We start from the raw sequence: 16,162 nt of genomic DNA on the forward strand, positions 1-16,162 counted from the left end.
GGCCGCTCTCTTGTTATGCGTCGCCTCCCGGGCGCGCCTTATGTGTTCTAGACCTGCAAAAGAGCATCCGGGCCGGATCGCCAAAAGAAGTCTTTTTCTGTCCTTTGCTTCGCCGAAACCGAAGCAGCGGCGATCTTGGCTCACTTGTAAAGCGAAGCAGCGAAGGAGCCTGGCCGACAGGCCGACATCATGACTGGAAGCTTTTGAGATGGATCAGCGACTTTCCAAGCGTCGCGGGTCTTGAGATGCCGATTGATTCCCTTGAGACGCCGACGCAGGCTTTTCGAGCAGCAATGTATTTTTTGCCGGTCATCTGTTCAACAAGATATCCGCTGCTGACGCTGGAGGCCTGGAACAAAACCATCGCCGTCAACCTGACCAGCGTGATGCTCAGCGTGCGCGCCTTCCGCCCGACAATGCGCGATGGCGGCGCGATCGTGCTCTTGATGCCACTCGCCGATGCCTACACGGCCTCCAAGGCCGCGCTGGTGGCGCTCACGCGCTTGTGGTCGGTCGACTATGGCGTTTCGGCATCCGGGCAAACTGCATCTGCCCGGGGCCGACCGCCGCGGAAATGATGTCCGGCGTCATGGAGGCCTTATCGACCAACCAGCAACTGCAATTACCGCAGCAACGCATGGCCCGCCCGGAGCAAGTGGCGAACCTGATCGTGTTCCTGGTCTCGCCGGAAGCGTCTTACATTTCCGGCGCCATCATCCCGGTCGATGGCGGCGCAGCCGCCCATAGTCCCGGCATGCCTTTCCCTAAGCGCCGTGACAATAAGTAAATGCCAACACTCAACCGCGGCATTCGCAAAAGCCCGACGTTTTCCAGGTGCGTCAATCGTTCGGCCTGCTTTTGGGCAGGGCTGAGATGCCCGTGTACGTCAGAACAGGCGCAAAGCTGCCGTTCCGTAGAAGATAAATGCGGTCGGCGAGTGGCAGATCAGCTTCTTGAATCAACTTTGGCGAACTGCTTCCTAGCCCCTTGGCGAATAACGATTTTGTTAGTCGCCGAGGCCGTCGTTTCCTACAGGAAATCAATACGTTAGCGGCTGGTTCGCCACCCCATTTCCTTCGTATTCTCTCGTATGGTCTGGCGAACCTTATGACGATGAACGAGATTAATGCTGGCTAGGGATATCGATTAGCGGAGAGCCAAGAATTCTCCTGGTCAATGGCCGAAAGGGGCCGCAAGCGGGCTGGCGGGTTATGGCGTTGTCCATGTTTGGACGTTCAGATTGCAAAGGCTAAAACCTTCCAAGTCGAACATCAACCTACCCGAGAGTTTGGCTCGCCAGAGCATAGGTCTTCGGCGTAACCGGGCCACCTGCAGCAAAATCGCTGATGCGTTTGCCCATCGACATAGTGAGCACCGTATCGAAAACTGGCATTCCAGCGTGCGACAGAAAGGCGGCGAACTCGCCACTGTCCATGTGGGTGTCGACCCGAAGGAAAGTCCCCGAATGGTCGGCCACGTGCGGCCGGACGATCGCCACAGCGTCGGCGTCGCTTTCGGCCACGACCGGCCCCACGACATGGCCCCGCCCGAACGGCCGGCAAAGCGCGAAAGCGGTCAGCTTGTTTCCGTCGAAAAGCCCGTAACCGAGCGAATGCTCGAAGAGCTTTTCAATCAGCGCCGTCCGGCTCACGCCGAACGCCGACGCGTCGAGAGCGATCGCCGCGGGAACATCGCTTGCGTCCAGCGTCCGGATGTCGCGACGCGCCTCAGTCGGGTCGCCCATCACCGGCAGGCGGACGACGCCCTGGCATTGAAACAAGGTCTTCTCAGGCTGGAAGTCCAGCGAAAGATATAGCCGCCGCGCGGCGCGGGTCGCGTTGAGGCGCAGGTCGCGCCCAGGGATCTTGTCGAAGACCCGCTTCATCAGCCATTGCGCCGCTCCCAGCGTCTGAAGTCGTGGCGAGGTGATGACCATGCCGACCGTCGCCAAACCGGCGCCGTGAGCGAACCACATGGCGGAACCCAGAACGCGGCCGATCTCGTCGAGCGCCACGAAGCCTTGTCCCGTTTCGCGCAGGAATTGCCAGTCCTCGGCCCGATGCGGCCACCCCACCGACAGGGAGAGCGCATGCAAGCGGTCCAGCTCGACGGCTTCGATGTCGGCGATCCGCATCGAGAAGGCATCGATTTTCAAGCTTTCGGACGGCTTCAATTCCTTGCCTCTGAAAGATTGCGCAGCGGGTGACGCAAACGCCCCTTGCCCTGCCAACGCTAAACAACCAGACCGATACGATTTGCTCGAATGCCGCGCGCCAACGCAAGATTCGACTGAAACACTTCCGCTTTCGGCACGCAATCGCGAAAGAACGCGCCCATGCTCTGCGGCAATTCTGCAGTTATGGCCAGCGGGACCGAGCCCGTAAACCCAAAAATGCCTTGAGGGTCTGGAATGGACGTCTTTGACATCCTCGACCGTCTTGTCGCCTTTCCGTCGGTCGCCGGCAAGTCGAACGGCGACATTGCGGGCTGGATCGCGGCCTATCTCCACGAACATGGCGCTGAGGTCACCCTGCTTCCCGGGCCGGAAGGCGACCGTTCCAATCTTTTCGCGACAATCGGCCCCGCCGATGTTCCTGGCTATGTCCTTTCCGGCCACATGGACGTCGTCCCCGCCGGCGAGCCGCAATGGAGCTCGCCGCCTTTTGCCCTGCGTCGGGAGGGCGAACGGCTGTATGGACGCGGCACAACGGACATGAAGGGGTTTCTCGCCGCCGCGCTTGCGGCCGCGCCCATGCTCGCGGGACTGCGCCTCGCCCGGCCGATCCACCTCGCCTTCTCCTATGACGAGGAGGTCGGGTGTCGCGGCGTGCCGCATCTGATCGCCCGCCTTCCCGAACTTTGCGCCAAGCCGCTCGGCGTCATCGTCGGCGAGCCGAGCGGCATGCGCGCTGTGCGCGGCCACAAGGGCAAGGCGGCCGCCCGCGTGACCATAAGGGGGCGCTCAGGCCATTCCTCTCGCCCCGATCTAGGTCTCAATGCCATCCATGCGATGGCCGATGTCCTGAGCACGGCCGTGAGCGAAGCCGGAGGGCTGATGCACGGCCCGTTCGATGCGGCCTTTGAGCCGCCCTATTCCTCGCTGCAGGCCGGCGTGATCGCCGGCGGCCAGTCAGTCAACATCATCCCCGATACCTGCACGCTGGATCTGGAGGCGCGCGCCGTACCCGGCATTGATCCGGCCAGCCTGCTCGCGCCCGTCAAGGCGAGGACCGGGGCCATTGCCGCCAAAGGCTATCGTGTCGAGTGGACGCCGGTCAGCGCCTATCCGGCGCTGTCGCTGCCGCAGGACGCGCCGCTGGCGGCGCTGTTGCAAGAGCTGACCGGCCAGACGCCGCTCGCCGCCGTCAGCTACGGCACCGAGGCCGGGCTGTACCAGGCCGCGGGGCTGGACGCGATCATCTGCGGCCCCGGCGACATCGGCCGCGCCCACAAGCCGGATGAATACATCTTCGCCAGCGAACTCACCGCCTGCCGGCAGATGATCGACGCGCTGGGCGCGCGTTGCGTGGGCTGAAGGAGCAGCCGGAATGACCTTCCTGTTCAACTCCGATGCGCAGCGCGGTGCGATTTTCGCCGATGTCTTCGCCAGGCAATTCCCCGAACTGCCCTTCGCGATGAACCCGGCGACGGTCGATCCCGACGCCGTGCGCTATCTGATCACCTGGACCGTTCCGCAGGACCTCTCCCGCTACAGGAATCTAGAGATCCTGTTTTCCATCGGCGCCGGCGTCGACCAGTTCCGCTTCGATGCAGTGCCTGCGAAGTTGAAAATCGTGCGCATGATCGAGGAAGGCATCGTGCGCATGATGCAGGAATATGTGACGCTCGCCGTGCTCGCTCTCCACCGCAACCTGCCGACCTATCTGTCACAGCAGCGCGCCGGACAGTGGCGCGACATCCCGCAACTCCAGGCAGCATTGCGCCGGATCGGCGTGCTCGGCCTGGGCCAACTCGGCCAAGCTGTCCTCGACCGGCTGAAACCCTTCGGCTTCCCGCTCGCCGGCTGGAGCCGCTCGCCACGGCAGATCGAGGGCGTGGCCTGTCATCATGGCGAGCTCGGATTAGAGCAAATGCTGGCAACCAGCGACATCCTGGTCTGCCTGCTGCCATTGACCGAGGAGACGCGTGAACTTTTGAATGCCGGCCTGTTTGCGAAACTGCCTGAAGGGGCGTCTCTCGTTCATACGGGTCGAGGCCCGCAGCTCGACCAAGAAGCGCTTGTCGCCGCGCTCGATAGCGGCCATCTGTCGTCGGCGATGATCGACGTGACCAATCCCGAACCGCTGCCCGCGGGACATCCGTTCTGGTCGCATCCGAAGATCATCCTGACTCCGCATATAGCCAGCGTCACCCAACCCGCGAGCGCCGCGCGCGCCGTAATCGACAACATCAGGCGCCACCGCGCCGGTCTCGATCCCATCGGGCTCGTCGACCGGTCGCGCGGTTATTGAAATTCAACTGGAAAGGCCATCCTTTGTCCCTGCTCAAGTCCATCGATATCAACCCAAGCTTTTCGCCTCGCGAATCGAACGCGTTGCCAGAGCGGCTGATTGCCGGCGACCCCGCCTTCAAAACCTGGGCTCAGGACGTCGCCAAGGACGACCTTGTCCATACCGGCGTCTGGGAGGCTACGCCCGGCGAAACGCGCTCGATCAAGGGGGAGACTTTCGAGTTCTGCCATATCCTCGCCGGCGTGGTCGAAATCACGCCCGACGCCGGCGAAAAGGTGACCTACCGGGCCGGCGATAGCTTCGTGATGAAGCCGGGCTTCACCGGCATTTGGAGAACACTGGAGACCGTGCGCAAGATCTACGTGACGGTGGGCTAGCGAGCATCCGCCCGGGCGATCCTGCCGCGGAAGATTTTGCCGTCTCTTGTCCCGAGCACGCAACATTCGTCGGCTGCGGGTCACCGAACAGCGCATGCTGCGCGCCCGCACGGGCTAGGCTCAGGCCGATGCCGCCAAGTGGTTGCCCATGAGCCTGAGCTTCGATCCCGATACAATTCCTCTGCCCGTCGGCCACTTCATCGATGGGGAGCTGGTTTCGGCCGAGGGAGCGATGGAGATGCGCCGTCCGTCCGATGGCAAATCCTATGCCGCCTGCCCCGTGGCCGGTGTGGATTTGGTCGACCGGGCGGTGGAAAGCGCGAAGGCCGCGCTGAAAGCCAGCAACTGGGGCGGCGTCCGGCCGCGCGAGCGCACCAAGGCGCTCCACGCCTGGGCCGATCTGATGGAGGCGGAGGCCCAAACGCTCGCCCGGATCGAGGCCCTGAGCTCGACCCGGCCCGTGGGCCAGCTCGTCGCCGGCGACATCGCCGTCACCGCCGAGCAGATCCGCTTCTTTGCCGAGTTCGCCGACAAGGAAGGCAGCGAGCTGGTGCCGACCGACGACGCCAGTCTCGGCATGATCATGAGCGAGCCCTATGGCGTGGTCGGTGCGATCACGCCGTGGAATTTTCCGATCTCGATGGCCGGATGGAAACTCGGCCCGGCGCTGGCCGCGGGCAATGCAGTCGTGCTGAAGCCGTCGGAAATGACGCCCTTCTCGGCTATCTACATGGCAGAGCTTGCGGTCAGGGCCGGCCTGCCGGCGGGGCTGATCAACGTGGTGCTCGGCGACGGCCCGACGACCGGCACGGCGCTCACCGGTCATCCCGAGATCGCCAAGGTCAGCTTCACCGGTTCGACCCGCGCCGGCTCAGCCATCATGGAGAACGTCGCCCGCACCGGCGTCAAGCCGATGACGCTGGAGCTCGGCGGCAAGAGCCCGCAGCTCGTCTTTGCCGATGCCGATCTCGACAAGGCGGCGGCAGCAATCGCCGGCAGCGTCACCTTCAATGCCGGCCAAGCCTGTGTGGCCGGCACACGCCTGATCGTCGAGAAGAGTGTGGCCGACCGGCTGACGGCCTCGATCCTGGAAAAGATCAAGGCTATGAGGCCTGGCCCGACCTGGGAGGAGGCGACGCAGTATTCGCCGATCATCTCGGAACGGCAGCGGGCGCGTGTTGACGGCATCGTGCGGGCCGCTGTCGCCGCCGGCGGCGAATGCCTGACGGGCGGCACCTTTATGGAGAGCCGCGGTTATTTCTACCAGCCGACGCTGATCACCAATGTCCGCCAGCACAATCCGGCGATCGTCGAGGAAATCTTCGGCCCGGTCCTGACCGTCCAGACCTTCGAGACCGAGGAAGAGGCGCTGGCGCTGTCCAGCCATCCGGCCTACGGGCTGGCCTCCGGCCTGTTCACCGCCGACCTGTCGCGCACGATCCGTTTCGCGCGCAGGCTCGAGGCGGGCACCGTCTGGGTCAATCGCTACAGCCGCTCGCGCGACCACATCCTGCCGACCGGCGGCTACAAGCGCTCGGGGATTGGCAAGGATCTTGGCCGCGAAGCCTACCTCGCCAATCGCAGGACCAAGAGCGTCCTGATCACCCTGTGAAGAGATGTCGATGAAAACCTACTCTATTGCCCTGATCCCCGGTGACGGCATCGGCCCCGACGTCATTGCCGCTGCCTGGGCGATGTTGGAAACGGTAGCCATGCAGGGAGGCTTTTGCCTTGCAGGCACGGAGTTCCCCTGGTCCTGCCGCTTCTTCAAGGAAACCGGCCGCATGATGCCCAAGGACGGCATCGAGACTTTGCGCGGCTTCGATGCCATCCTTCTCGGCGCGGTCGGCTGGCCGGCGGAGGTGCCGGATTCCGTCTCGCTGCACGGCCTGCTGCTGCCGATCCGCAAAGCCTTCGTGCAATACGCCAATATCAGGCCGCACCGGCTGCTGCCGGGCGTCAGAGGTCCGCTGCGGGCCGAGAGCTTCGACATCCTCTGCATCCGCGAAAACACCGAAGGCGAATATTCCGGCGCCGGCGGGCGCGTGCATCAGGGCACACTGGACGAGGTCGCTGTGGAGACCTCGATCTTCACCCGGGCCGGCGTCGAGCGCATCCTGCGCTTCGGCTTCGAGCAGGCGCGGTTGCGGCACGGCAAGCTCGCCTCCGTCACCAAGTCCAATGCGCAGAAATACTCGATGGTGTTCTGGGACGAGATCACCCGCAAGCTGGCGGCGGAATATCCTGATGTCGCCGTCACCAGCTATCATGTCGACGGGCTCGCCGCGCGGATGATCATGGCGCCGGAAAGTCTCGACGTGGTCGTCGCTTCCAATCTCTTCGGCGACATCCTGACGGATATCGGCGCGGCCATCCAGGGCGGACTCGGCTACGCGGCTTCCGCCAACATCAACCCCGACCGCTCGGCGCCGTCGATGTTCGAGCCAGTGCACGGCTCCGCGCCCGACATCGCCCATCTCGGCATCGCCAATCCGATCGCCACCATCTGGTCCGGCGCCATGATGCTCGATCACCTTGGCGAGAAGGATGCGGCCGGCCGCGTCATGAAGGCGCTCGAGGCGACGACAGCGCAAGGCATTGGCACCGCCCCTGGCAAGGACAGCACGGAAGCCATCACCGCCGCCGTCGTCGCGGCGCTCACCTGATTTGCGAGGTCGTATTGATGAAAAACCTGAATGACAAAAGTCTCTTCCGCGAGGCCGGCCTCATCGGCGGGAGATGGGTCGCGGCAGGTTCCGGCAGGACGGTCGATGTGATTGATCCTGCAACACAGCTATCGGTCGGCACAGTGCCCGACATGGCTGGTCCGGAGACCCGCACGGCCATACAGGCCGCGGCTTCCGCCTATCAGGATTGGAAAAAGAAGACCCATGCCGAACGCGCCGCCCTGCTGGAGGCCTGGCATGGCCTGATGCTCAAGCATCTGGACGATCTCGCATTGATCCTGACGACCGAACAGGGCAAGCCGCTGGACGAGGCCAAAGGCGAGATCCGCTACGGCGCCTCCTTCGTCAAATGGTTCGCCGAGGAGGCGCGCCGCATCAACGGCCACACTATCCCCGCGCCCACGGCCGACCGCCGCATCATCGTGCTGAGAGAACCGGTCGGCGTTTGCGGCATCATCACGCCGTGGAATTTTCCCAATGCAATGATCACCCGCAAAGTCGCGCCGGCGTTGGCCGCCGGCTGCACCGTGGTCATCAAGCCGTCCGAGTTCACGCCCTATTCGGCACTGGCGCTGGGCGTGCTCGCCGAACGGGCGGGCATTCCGGCCGGCGTCATCAACATCGTCACGGGCATGCCGGCCGAGATCGGCAACGAAATCATGGCGAACGAGACCGTGCGCAAGATTTCCTTCACCGGTTCGACCAGGGTCGGCTCACTGCTGATGCGCGGCGCGGCCGACAGCGTGAAGCGGCTCAGCCTTGAGCTCGGCGGCAACGCGCCCTTCATCGTCTTCGATGACGCCGATCTCGACCTCGCCGTCGAAGGCGCGCTCGCGTCAAAATTCCGCAATGGCGGCCAGACCTGTGTCTGCGCCAACCGCATCCTCGTTCAGGCCGCAGTCTATGAAGACTTCGCCGCCAAGCTCAGCGCCCGCGTCAGTGCGTTGACGGTGGGACCGGGCACGCAGCCCGGCGTCGCGATCGGACCGATGATCAACATGGCGGCGGTCGAGAAGATCAATCGGCACGTCGAGGACGCGCTCGCCAAGGGCGCGACGATCGTCACCGAGAAGCCGGTGCTGCCGGAGGGCCCTCAGTATGTCGCGCCACTCGTGCTGGCCGGCGCCACGGCTGAGATGCAGCTCGCCGGCGAGGAGACTTTCGGTCCGGTCGCACCGCTTTTCCGTTTCGAGACGGAAGAGGACGCGATCGCACTGGCCAACGGCACGCCCTATGGGCTTGCTTCCTATTTCTACACCGAGAATCTGAAGCGCGCCTGGCGCGTCGGCGAGGCGCTGGAGTTCGGCATGGTGGGTCTCAACACCGGCTCGGTCTCGATGGAGATAGCCCCCTTCGGCGGCGTCAAGCAGTCCGGCCTCGGGCGCGAGGGCGCGCAGGCCGGCATCGAGGAATATTTGGAGATGAAGAGCTTCCACATAGGCGGGCTGGGCTAAACCCCAGCCCGATCACTGGATCCGGTCGAGCGCCTTGTAGTAGAGACCGACCATGGGCAGGAACCAAGGCTTGCCAGAATAGCCGGGAATGGCAGGCCACTCGACCCCCTTCACCGGATTGCGGTCCTCGCGGCCGAGCATGGCATCGGCCATGATCATGCCGAGATGGGTGGAGAGCTGCGCGCCGTGGCCGGAATAGCCCATCGCGTACCAGACCCCGTCATGGTAGCCGGCCCGCGGGAACCGGTCCTTGGTCATGTCGACCAGCCCGCCCCAGCAATAGTCGATCTCGACGTTCGCGAGCTGCGGGAAGATCGCCGCGAGGCTTGCCCGCAATATCTGTCCGCTCCTGGCATCGGAGCGCTGGTCCGATGTTGCCGAGAAGCGGGCGCGGCCGCCAAAGATCAGGCGCTTGTCCGGCGAAAGTCGGAAGTAGTTGCCGATGTTCATCGAGGTCACGCATGTCCGGTTGCCCGGCATGGTCACGGCGATCTCGGCGTCGAGCAGCGGCCGCGTGGCGATGATGAAGCTGCCGACGGAGATAAGCCTGCGGCGGAAATAGCCGAAATTCGATGTCGTGTAGGCGCCCGTGGCCAGCAGCACATTGTCGGCGCTGATGCGGCCGCGGGAGGTGGTCAGCTGATGCCGCGTGCCGGACTGCCTGTGATCCGTCACCGCCGCATTCTCGTGGATAACGGCGCCATGGCGAACCGCGGCTGTCGCCAGCCCAGCCACATAGCGGCCCATATGCATCATGGCGCTTTTCTTCGACAGCATTGCGCCATGGAAGGGCGAGCCGATCTCGGATTTGAGGTCGACTGCTGAAAGCAGCGCCGTATCCGGATCCACTTCGGCATGGACGGCTTCGAAGTTGCGGGCGATCGCTTCGAAATGCTGCGGCTTGGAGGCGAGCTTGAGCTTGCCGGCGCGGCGGAAGTTGCAATCGATGCCTTCCTCGGCGACCAGCGCCTCGATGGTGTCGACGGACTCGTCTAGCGCCCGGTAGAGGGCTATCGCGCGTTCCTTGCCAAGCTCCGCCTTGGCCGAAAGATAGCTGTGGGCGAGACCGTTGTTCAGGTGACCGCCATTGCGCCCCGACGCGCCCCAGCCCGCGCGCTCCGCCTCCAGCACAATCACCTTCGCCCCGGCCTTCGCCAGCTGGCGCGCGGCGGCGAGACCGGTGAAGCCGCCGCCGACGATCGCCGCATCATAGTGCCCCTCGACCGGGCCTTCCGCCCCGCCGGAAAAGACCGGGGCGGTGTCGTGCCAGTAGGAGACGAACTTCATCGGTAACCCGCCTGTTTCAGAGCCCGACCACACCCGGCAGCCCGGAAATATCGGATATCTCCACGTAGCCGTAATAGGGATTGGCCGGCTCGTGGCCGCGGTTGACCCAAACTTTGTTCTTGATGCCGAGATCATGGGCCGACATCAGGTCGTAGCGGAAGGAAGACGAACAGTGAAGGATGTCTTCCGGACCGCAGCCAAGCCTGTCGAGCATGTATTCAAAGGCTCTGAAGCGCGGCTTATAGGCCTGCGCCTGCTCGGCCGTGTAGACGGCATGGAACGGTGCGCCGAGCTTTTCGACGTTGGACATGATCTGCGCGTTCATGGCGTTGGAGAGGATGACCAGCGGAATTTCCTTGGCGACCTTGGCAAGGCCGGCCGGAACGTCGGCGTGCGGCCCCCAGGTCGGGACACGCTCATAGACCATTTTGGCATCGTCGGGGCTGAAGACGACAGCGTTGCGCTTGCAGGCGCGTTCCAGCGCATTGTGGATGACCTCGGCATAGGGCTTCCAGTCGCCCATGATCTCATCAAGCCGGTACGCCGCGAAGTTCTTGATGAACTCCTGCATGCGCGGCTCGTCAAGCCGGCTGCCATAAAGATCGCGTGCCGCCTCCGCCATCTGGAAAAAAGTCAACGTGCCGTAGCAGTCGAAGGTGATGTATTTGGGCCTGAAGGAAGCCATGTCCGTCGATCTCCGGTGGAAACGCACCCCGCTTTGGGATTTCGTCATCATATGCGGGCGGGCGGCCGGTCACTTGACCGAAATCGGCCCCGCGAAAGCAGAAAGTTGCGTATCCGCCCGCTGGTTTGGCACGCTGTAGCATCTTGCGGTCGGTCGAGAGGGTCGTCCGCGGCTTCCCGAGTTTCCGCCCGCGGCCCGCGCCAGCACAAGATGCGGCGCACCCCCTGCGCAAAGGCGAATGATACTGCCGAAGTCGAAACCTTCAGACGATCTGCAGCCCGCCGATGGCCGAGACTTGGGGCCAGATGGAAAGGTGCCTCATGCAGCAAGGCGAGATCGAACTCCAGGACTTTGGGCCAGATCATATCGAGGGTGCAGTCGCGCTTTCTCGCCAGGAGAACTGGCCGCATCGCCCGCAAGACTGGCAGATGGCGCTGCAGCTCTCCAGCGGCGCGGTCGCGCTCGACGACCAGGGCCGGGTCACCGGCACCATCCTGGTGACGCCCTACGGCGGCGATTGCGCCATGATCAACATGGTGATCGTCGACAGGAACGCGCGGGGCAAAGGGCTCGGGCGCCGGCTCATGGAACAGGCCTTTGCCCTTGCAGGCGACCGTCCACTGCGACTTGTCGCGACAACCGACGGGATGCCGCTCTATCGGAAGCTCGGCTTCGCGCCCTCGGGCACGATCCTGCAGCATCAGGGCAACGTCGCCAAGCTTGGCGCACCCGATGGCGTGGAAGCAGCAAGCGCCAGTGACCAGCCTGAGATCAAGGCGATGGACCGTGACGCCTACGGAGCTGATCGCCAAGCTTTGATCGACGCGCTCGCCGAGCGCGGCCAATTCGCCGTCATCCGCCGCGATGGCGCTATCAAGGCCTATGCCGTGATCCGCCCGTTCGGACGCGGCGAGGTGATTGGCCCCGTCATTGCGGACAGCGCCGCGGACGCCAAAGTGCTGATCAGCTTCTTCGCCGCGTCGCGCCCCGGCGCCTTCCTGCGCGTCGATACCGACAGCCGCACCGGCCTCGCGGGCTGGCTGACCGAAATCGGCCTCGCCCATGTCGGCGGCGGAGTCGCCATGGACCGTCCTGCCAGGGCGGATGCGGCAACGGTCAGGCCGAAAGTTTACGCCCTCGCCAACCAGGCGCTCGGATAGTCCGGAGGACAACAATGCTCGCCAATTCCCTGATCGAACTCGACCGCGCCCACCTCATCCACCCGGTCTCCTCCTATCGCGGCCACGAGGCGCTCGGCGTGCGGGTGCTGAAATCGGCGAAGGGCGCTACCGTGACCGACGCGTCCGGCAAGCAACTCGTCGATGGCTTCGCCGGGCTGTGGTGCGTGAATGCAGGCTATGGTCATGACAGCATCGTCGAGGCGGCGGCCCGGCAGATGCGCGAGTTGCCCTACGCCACCGCCTATTTCGATCTCGGCTCGGAGCCCGCCATCCGGCTCGCCTCGGAGTTGGCGGACCGCGCGCCCGGCGATCTCAACCACGTCTATTTCACGCTCGGGGGATCGGACGCGGTCGACAGCACAATCCGGTTCATCCGCTATTACTGGAATGCCAGAGGCGAGCCTCAACGCGACCAGTTCATTTCCATTGAGCAGGGTTATCACGGATCGTCGGTGGTCGGCGCAGGCCTGACCGCCCTGCCCGCCTTTCATGCCGGTTTCGGCATTCCCTTCGAATGGCAGCACAAGATCCCCTCGGCCTATCCTTATCGCAATCCGGTTGGCGATGACCCGAACGCCATCACCGCCGCATCGCTTGCAGCGCTGAAGGGCAGGATCGAGGAGATCGGGCCGGAGCGGGTCGCCGCCTTCTATGCCGAGCCGATCCAGGGCTCGGGCGGCGTCATCGTCCCGCCGAAGGGCTGGATCAAGGCTATGCGCGAGCTCTGCCGTGAGTACGGCATCCTGTTCATCGCCGACGAGGTGATCACTGGTTTCGGCCGCACCGGCCCCCTGTTTGCCTGCACGGAGGAGGATATCGTTCCTGACTTCATGACGACCGCGAAGGGCCTGACCTCGGGCTATGTCCCAATGGGCGCTGTGTTCATGGCTGACCACGTCTACAACGTCATCGCCGATGGCGCGGGTGCTTCTGCGGTCGGCCACGGCTACACCTATTCCGCCCATCCGGTCAGCGCCGCCGTCGCGCTCGAGGTGTTGAAGCTCTATGAGGAAGGCCTTCTGGAGAACGGCGTCAAGGCCGGCGCCCGCCTGATGGCGGGGCTATCAGGGTTGAGCGACCATCCATTGGTCGGCGACGTGCGCGGTCGCGGCATGCTTGCCGCGATCGAGCTGGTGGTCGACAAAAAGAAGAAAACGCCGCTTCCAGCCTCGGCCATGCCGGCGCGACGCGTCTTCGACAGGGCCTGGGACAATGGCCTCATCATCCGCGCATTTGCGCACGGTGTTCTCGGCTATGCCCCTCCGCTCTGCTGCACGGACAGCGACATCGATGCCATTATCGAGCGCACGCGGCGAACGCTGGACCAGACGCTGGATGATGTCGATGTCCGCCGAGCCCTTGCATGAAGGCGACGCATTTTTCGCATCTCGAAATATCGCTGGGGTGGACGATTTCGCAATTTTGTGCCGCTACCTCGCGCCTTTTCGGCGAATCCAGCGCGGGGGAAGTGCCAGACTGCTTTTTAAGACAAGGCCAGAAAGCCCGAATTTCCGGGCATTCGAACAAGGCCGACGCCCCGGACAGCACGGAATATTGTTCTGTTCAGCATGAGTAATTCGGCCGCGCGCAGAGGAGAGCCAGTCTTGGCCAGGGGCTTTAACGAGTTCAAATACATGACCTTCGACGTGGTCGGTACGCTGATCGACTTCGAAGGCGGCATCACGACCTGCCTGGCCGAGATCGCCGCGGAGGCCGGTGCTTCCGTCGACGGCGAAGAAGCGCTCGCCCTTTACCGGCAAGCCCGCTACATGCCCGATGCGAAGCTTTTCCCCGACGATCTCGCGCGTGTCTACATGGTCGTCGCGCCGCGGCTCGGCCTGCCGGCCGAGGAGAAATACGGCGCCCGCCTCCGGGATTCGGCGAGCGGCTGGCAAGGCTTTTCCGACAGCAGGGCGGCGCTGGCCGACCTTGCGAAGTCCCACAAGCTGATTGCCATGACCAATGCCCGGCGCTGGGCTCTCGACCATTTCGAGAGGCAGCTTGGATCGCCCTTCTTCGCTACCTTCACCGCCGACGATACCGGCACCGAGAAGCCGGACCCTGCCTTCTTTCAGAAGGTCTTCGACTTCGTGGCGTCCCGCGGCGACAGCAAGGACGACATCCTGCACGTTGCGCAAAGCCAGTATCACGACATCGGCATATCCCGGACGCTCGGCATGACCAACTGCTGGATCGAGCGCCGCCACGCCCAGAAGGGCTATGGCGGCACGATAGAGCCCAAGCACTTCACCGTGCCCGACTACCACTTCACCTCAATGGCCGACTTTGCGGCGGCCGTGCGGGAAAGCCTGAAGGAACGAACCTGAGCTCAAGACCCGGAAAGCCGCATCAAGACGCGCATCCCGGCCAAACAACAGAAAGGGGAATGACATGAGCGACAAGATCACCAACTGGACCGGAGCAGACGATGCGATGGTCGAAAACGCCATCCGGCGAGGCGCGAGCCGCCGCGAACTCCTCAAAATGCTGCTGGCAGGCGGCGCCGCCTTTGCCGCGGGAAGCGCTGTGCTCGGCCGAGCCACTAATGCCGTCGCCGCCACGCCAGTCTCAGGCGGCCACCTCAAGGCTGCCGGCTGGTCGTCCTCGACGGCCGATACGCTCGATCCGGCCAAGGCGTCGCTCTCCACCGACTATGTCCGCTGCTGCTCGCTCTATAACCGCCTGACCTTCCTCGACAAGGATGGCAAGACGCAGATGGAGCTGGCCGAAAGCATCGACAGCAAGGACGCCAAGACCTGGACGGTGAAGCTGCGCAAGGGCGTCACGTTCCATGACGGCAAGGACCTCACCGCCGACGACGTCGTCTTCTCGCTGAAGCGTCACCTCGACAAGGCAGTCGGCTCCAAGGTCGCCAAGATCGCCGCGCAGATGACGGGCTTCAAATCTGTCGACAAGTCGACCGTCGAAATCACGCTCGCCGACCCGAACGCCGACCTCCCGACCATCCTGGCGCTCCATCACTTCATGATCGTAAGGGACGGCACCACCGACTTTTCCAAAGGCAACGGCACGGGCGCTTTCGTGCTGGAGACCTTCGAGCCGGGCGTGCGCTCGGTGGTCACCAAGAACAAGAACTACTGGAAGTCGGGCAAGCCTTATCTCGATTCCTTCGAGTTCATCGCCATCAGCGACGACAGCGCGCGCGTCAACGCGCTTCTGTCGGGCGATATCGGCTTCGCCGCCTCGATCAATCCGCGCGCGATGAAGCTCATCAGCGGCCAGCAGGGTTTCGAATTGTCGAAGACGACCTCGGGCAACTACACCGACCTCAACATTCGGCTCGATATGGACCCCGGCAGCAAGGCCGACTTCGTGGCCGGCATGAAATATCTCGTCAACCGCGAGCAGATCGTCAAATCGGCATTGCGCGGCCTTGGAGAGATCGGCAACGACCAGCCGGTCTCGCCGGCGAACATCTTCCACAACGCCGACCTCAAGCCGAAGGCTTTCGATCCGGACAAGGCGAAGTTCCACTTCCAGAAGGCAGGCGTGCTCGGCCAGTCCATCCCGGTGATTGCCTCCGACGCTGCCACCTCCTCGATCGACATGGCCGTAATCATCCAGGCGGCCGGGGCGGATATCGGCATGAAGCTCGATGTCCAGCGCGTCCCCTCCGACGGGTACTGGGACAATTACTGGCTCAAGGCGCCGGTCCATTTCGGCAATATCAATCCGCGCCCGACCCCGGACATCCTGTTTTCGCTGCTATACGCATCGAATGCGCCCTGGAACGAAAGCCAGTACAAGTCGGAGAAGTTCGACAAGATGCTTGTCGAGGCGCGCGGCTCCCTCGACCAGGCCAAGCGCAAGGAGATCTACGACCAGATGCAGACCATGGTGTCCGAGGAGGCGGGCACCATCATCCCGGCCTATATCTCCAACGTCGATGCCCTCTCCAGCAAAGTGAAGGGTTTGGAAGCGAACCCGCTTGGTGGCATGATGGGCTACGCAATGGCCGAATATCTCTGGCTCGAAGCCTGAGAGGCGCCTGCCGGGGG

General features: G+C 63.7%; 13 protein-coding genes and 1 pseudogene. 11 read left to right on the top strand and 3 right to left on the bottom strand.

Annotated features, from left to right (window positions below):
- Positions 1–293 precede the first annotated feature (293 nt).
- A pseudogene (locus LB520_RS11725) lies at positions 294–787 on the top strand (SDR family oxidoreductase).
- Between the two features lie 489 nt (positions 788–1,276).
- On the opposite strand, the gene LB520_RS11730 reads toward LB520_RS11725, so the two are convergent.
- Positions 1,277–2,134: a GNAT family N-acetyltransferase gene (locus tag LB520_RS11730; RefSeq protein WP_224637595.1), complete on the bottom strand. Its 858-nt coding sequence runs from the start codon at positions 2,132–2,134 to the stop codon at positions 1,277–1,279.
- 276 nt (positions 2,135–2,410) lie between these two features.
- On the opposite strand from LB520_RS11730, the gene argE reads away from it, so the two are divergent.
- From argE to LB520_RS11760, 6 genes are all read left to right on the top strand, one after another.
- Positions 2,411–3,535 (top strand): acetylornithine deacetylase, encoded by a 1,125-nt coding sequence (gene argE / locus LB520_RS11735; protein ID WP_224523322.1) that lies wholly within the window; start codon positions 2,411–2,413, stop codon positions 3,533–3,535.
- A 13-nt stretch (positions 3,536–3,548) separates the two neighbouring features.
- On the top strand, positions 3,549–4,472 hold the full coding sequence (locus tag LB520_RS11740) for a 2-hydroxyacid dehydrogenase (protein ID WP_224637596.1): 924 nt from the start codon (positions 3,549–3,551) through the stop codon (positions 4,470–4,472).
- 23 nt (positions 4,473–4,495) lie between these two features.
- Positions 4,496–4,849, top strand: coding sequence for a cupin domain-containing protein (locus tag LB520_RS11745; protein ID WP_224637597.1), 354 nt, complete (start codon positions 4,496–4,498; stop codon positions 4,847–4,849).
- Positions 4,850–4,997: 148 nt separating this feature from the next.
- A complete protein-coding gene (locus LB520_RS11750) occupies positions 4,998–6,461 on the top strand; it encodes an aldehyde dehydrogenase family protein (RefSeq protein WP_224637598.1) in 1,464 nt (487 codons plus the stop codon).
- Positions 6,462–6,471: 10 nt separating this feature from the next.
- Positions 6,472–7,515, top strand: a complete 1,044-nt coding sequence (locus tag LB520_RS11755; RefSeq protein ID WP_224600497.1) for a tartrate dehydrogenase — start codon at positions 6,472–6,474, stop codon at positions 7,513–7,515.
- A gap of 17 nt (positions 7,516–7,532) precedes the next feature.
- Entirely contained in the window at positions 7,533–8,990 is a 1,458-nt protein-coding gene (locus tag LB520_RS11760) for an NAD-dependent succinate-semialdehyde dehydrogenase (RefSeq protein ID WP_224637599.1), read from the top strand.
- Positions 8,991–9,002: 12 nt separating this feature from the next.
- Here LB520_RS11760 and LB520_RS11765 read toward each other — a convergent pair whose 3' ends face one another.
- Both LB520_RS11765 and LB520_RS11770 read right to left on the bottom strand, forming a co-directional pair.
- On the bottom strand, positions 9,003–10,277 hold the full coding sequence (locus LB520_RS11765) for an NAD(P)/FAD-dependent oxidoreductase (protein WP_224637600.1): 1,275 nt from the start codon (positions 10,275–10,277) through the stop codon (positions 9,003–9,005).
- A gap of 16 nt (positions 10,278–10,293) precedes the next feature.
- A complete protein-coding gene (locus LB520_RS11770) occupies positions 10,294–10,962 on the bottom strand; it encodes a haloacid dehalogenase type II (RefSeq protein ID WP_224637601.1) in 669 nt (222 codons plus the stop codon).
- A gap of 320 nt (positions 10,963–11,282) precedes the next feature.
- Between LB520_RS11770 and LB520_RS11775 the strand changes: the two genes are divergently transcribed.
- The 4 genes from LB520_RS11775 to LB520_RS11790 all read left to right on the top strand — a co-directional run bounded on the left by LB520_RS11775 (position 11,283) and on the right by LB520_RS11790 (position 16,145).
- The gene (locus LB520_RS11775; protein ID WP_224637602.1) at positions 11,283–12,122 is read left to right on the top strand and encodes a GNAT family N-acetyltransferase; all 840 of its coding nucleotides are present in this window, start codon (positions 11,283–11,285) and stop codon (positions 12,120–12,122) included.
- 14 nt (positions 12,123–12,136) lie between these two features.
- A complete protein-coding gene (locus LB520_RS11780; RefSeq protein ID WP_224637603.1) occupies positions 12,137–13,510 on the top strand; it encodes an aspartate aminotransferase family protein in 1,374 nt (457 codons plus the stop codon).
- A gap of 201 nt (positions 13,511–13,711) precedes the next feature.
- Positions 13,712–14,470 carry an HAD-IA family hydrolase gene (locus LB520_RS11785; RefSeq protein ID WP_411969876.1) on the top strand — a complete coding sequence of 253 codons (759 nt, stop codon included), beginning with the start codon at positions 13,712–13,714 and terminating at the stop codon, positions 14,468–14,470.
- Between the two features lie 64 nt (positions 14,471–14,534).
- Positions 14,535–16,145, top strand: coding sequence for an ABC transporter substrate-binding protein (locus tag LB520_RS11790; protein ID WP_224637605.1), 1,611 nt, complete (start codon positions 14,535–14,537; stop codon positions 16,143–16,145).
- Positions 16,146–16,162: the final 17 nt, after the last annotated feature.

Source organism: Mesorhizobium sp. CA12, assembly GCF_020165255.1.
In the GTDB taxonomy this organism is placed as follows: domain Bacteria; phylum Pseudomonadota; class Alphaproteobacteria; order Rhizobiales; family Rhizobiaceae; genus Mesorhizobium.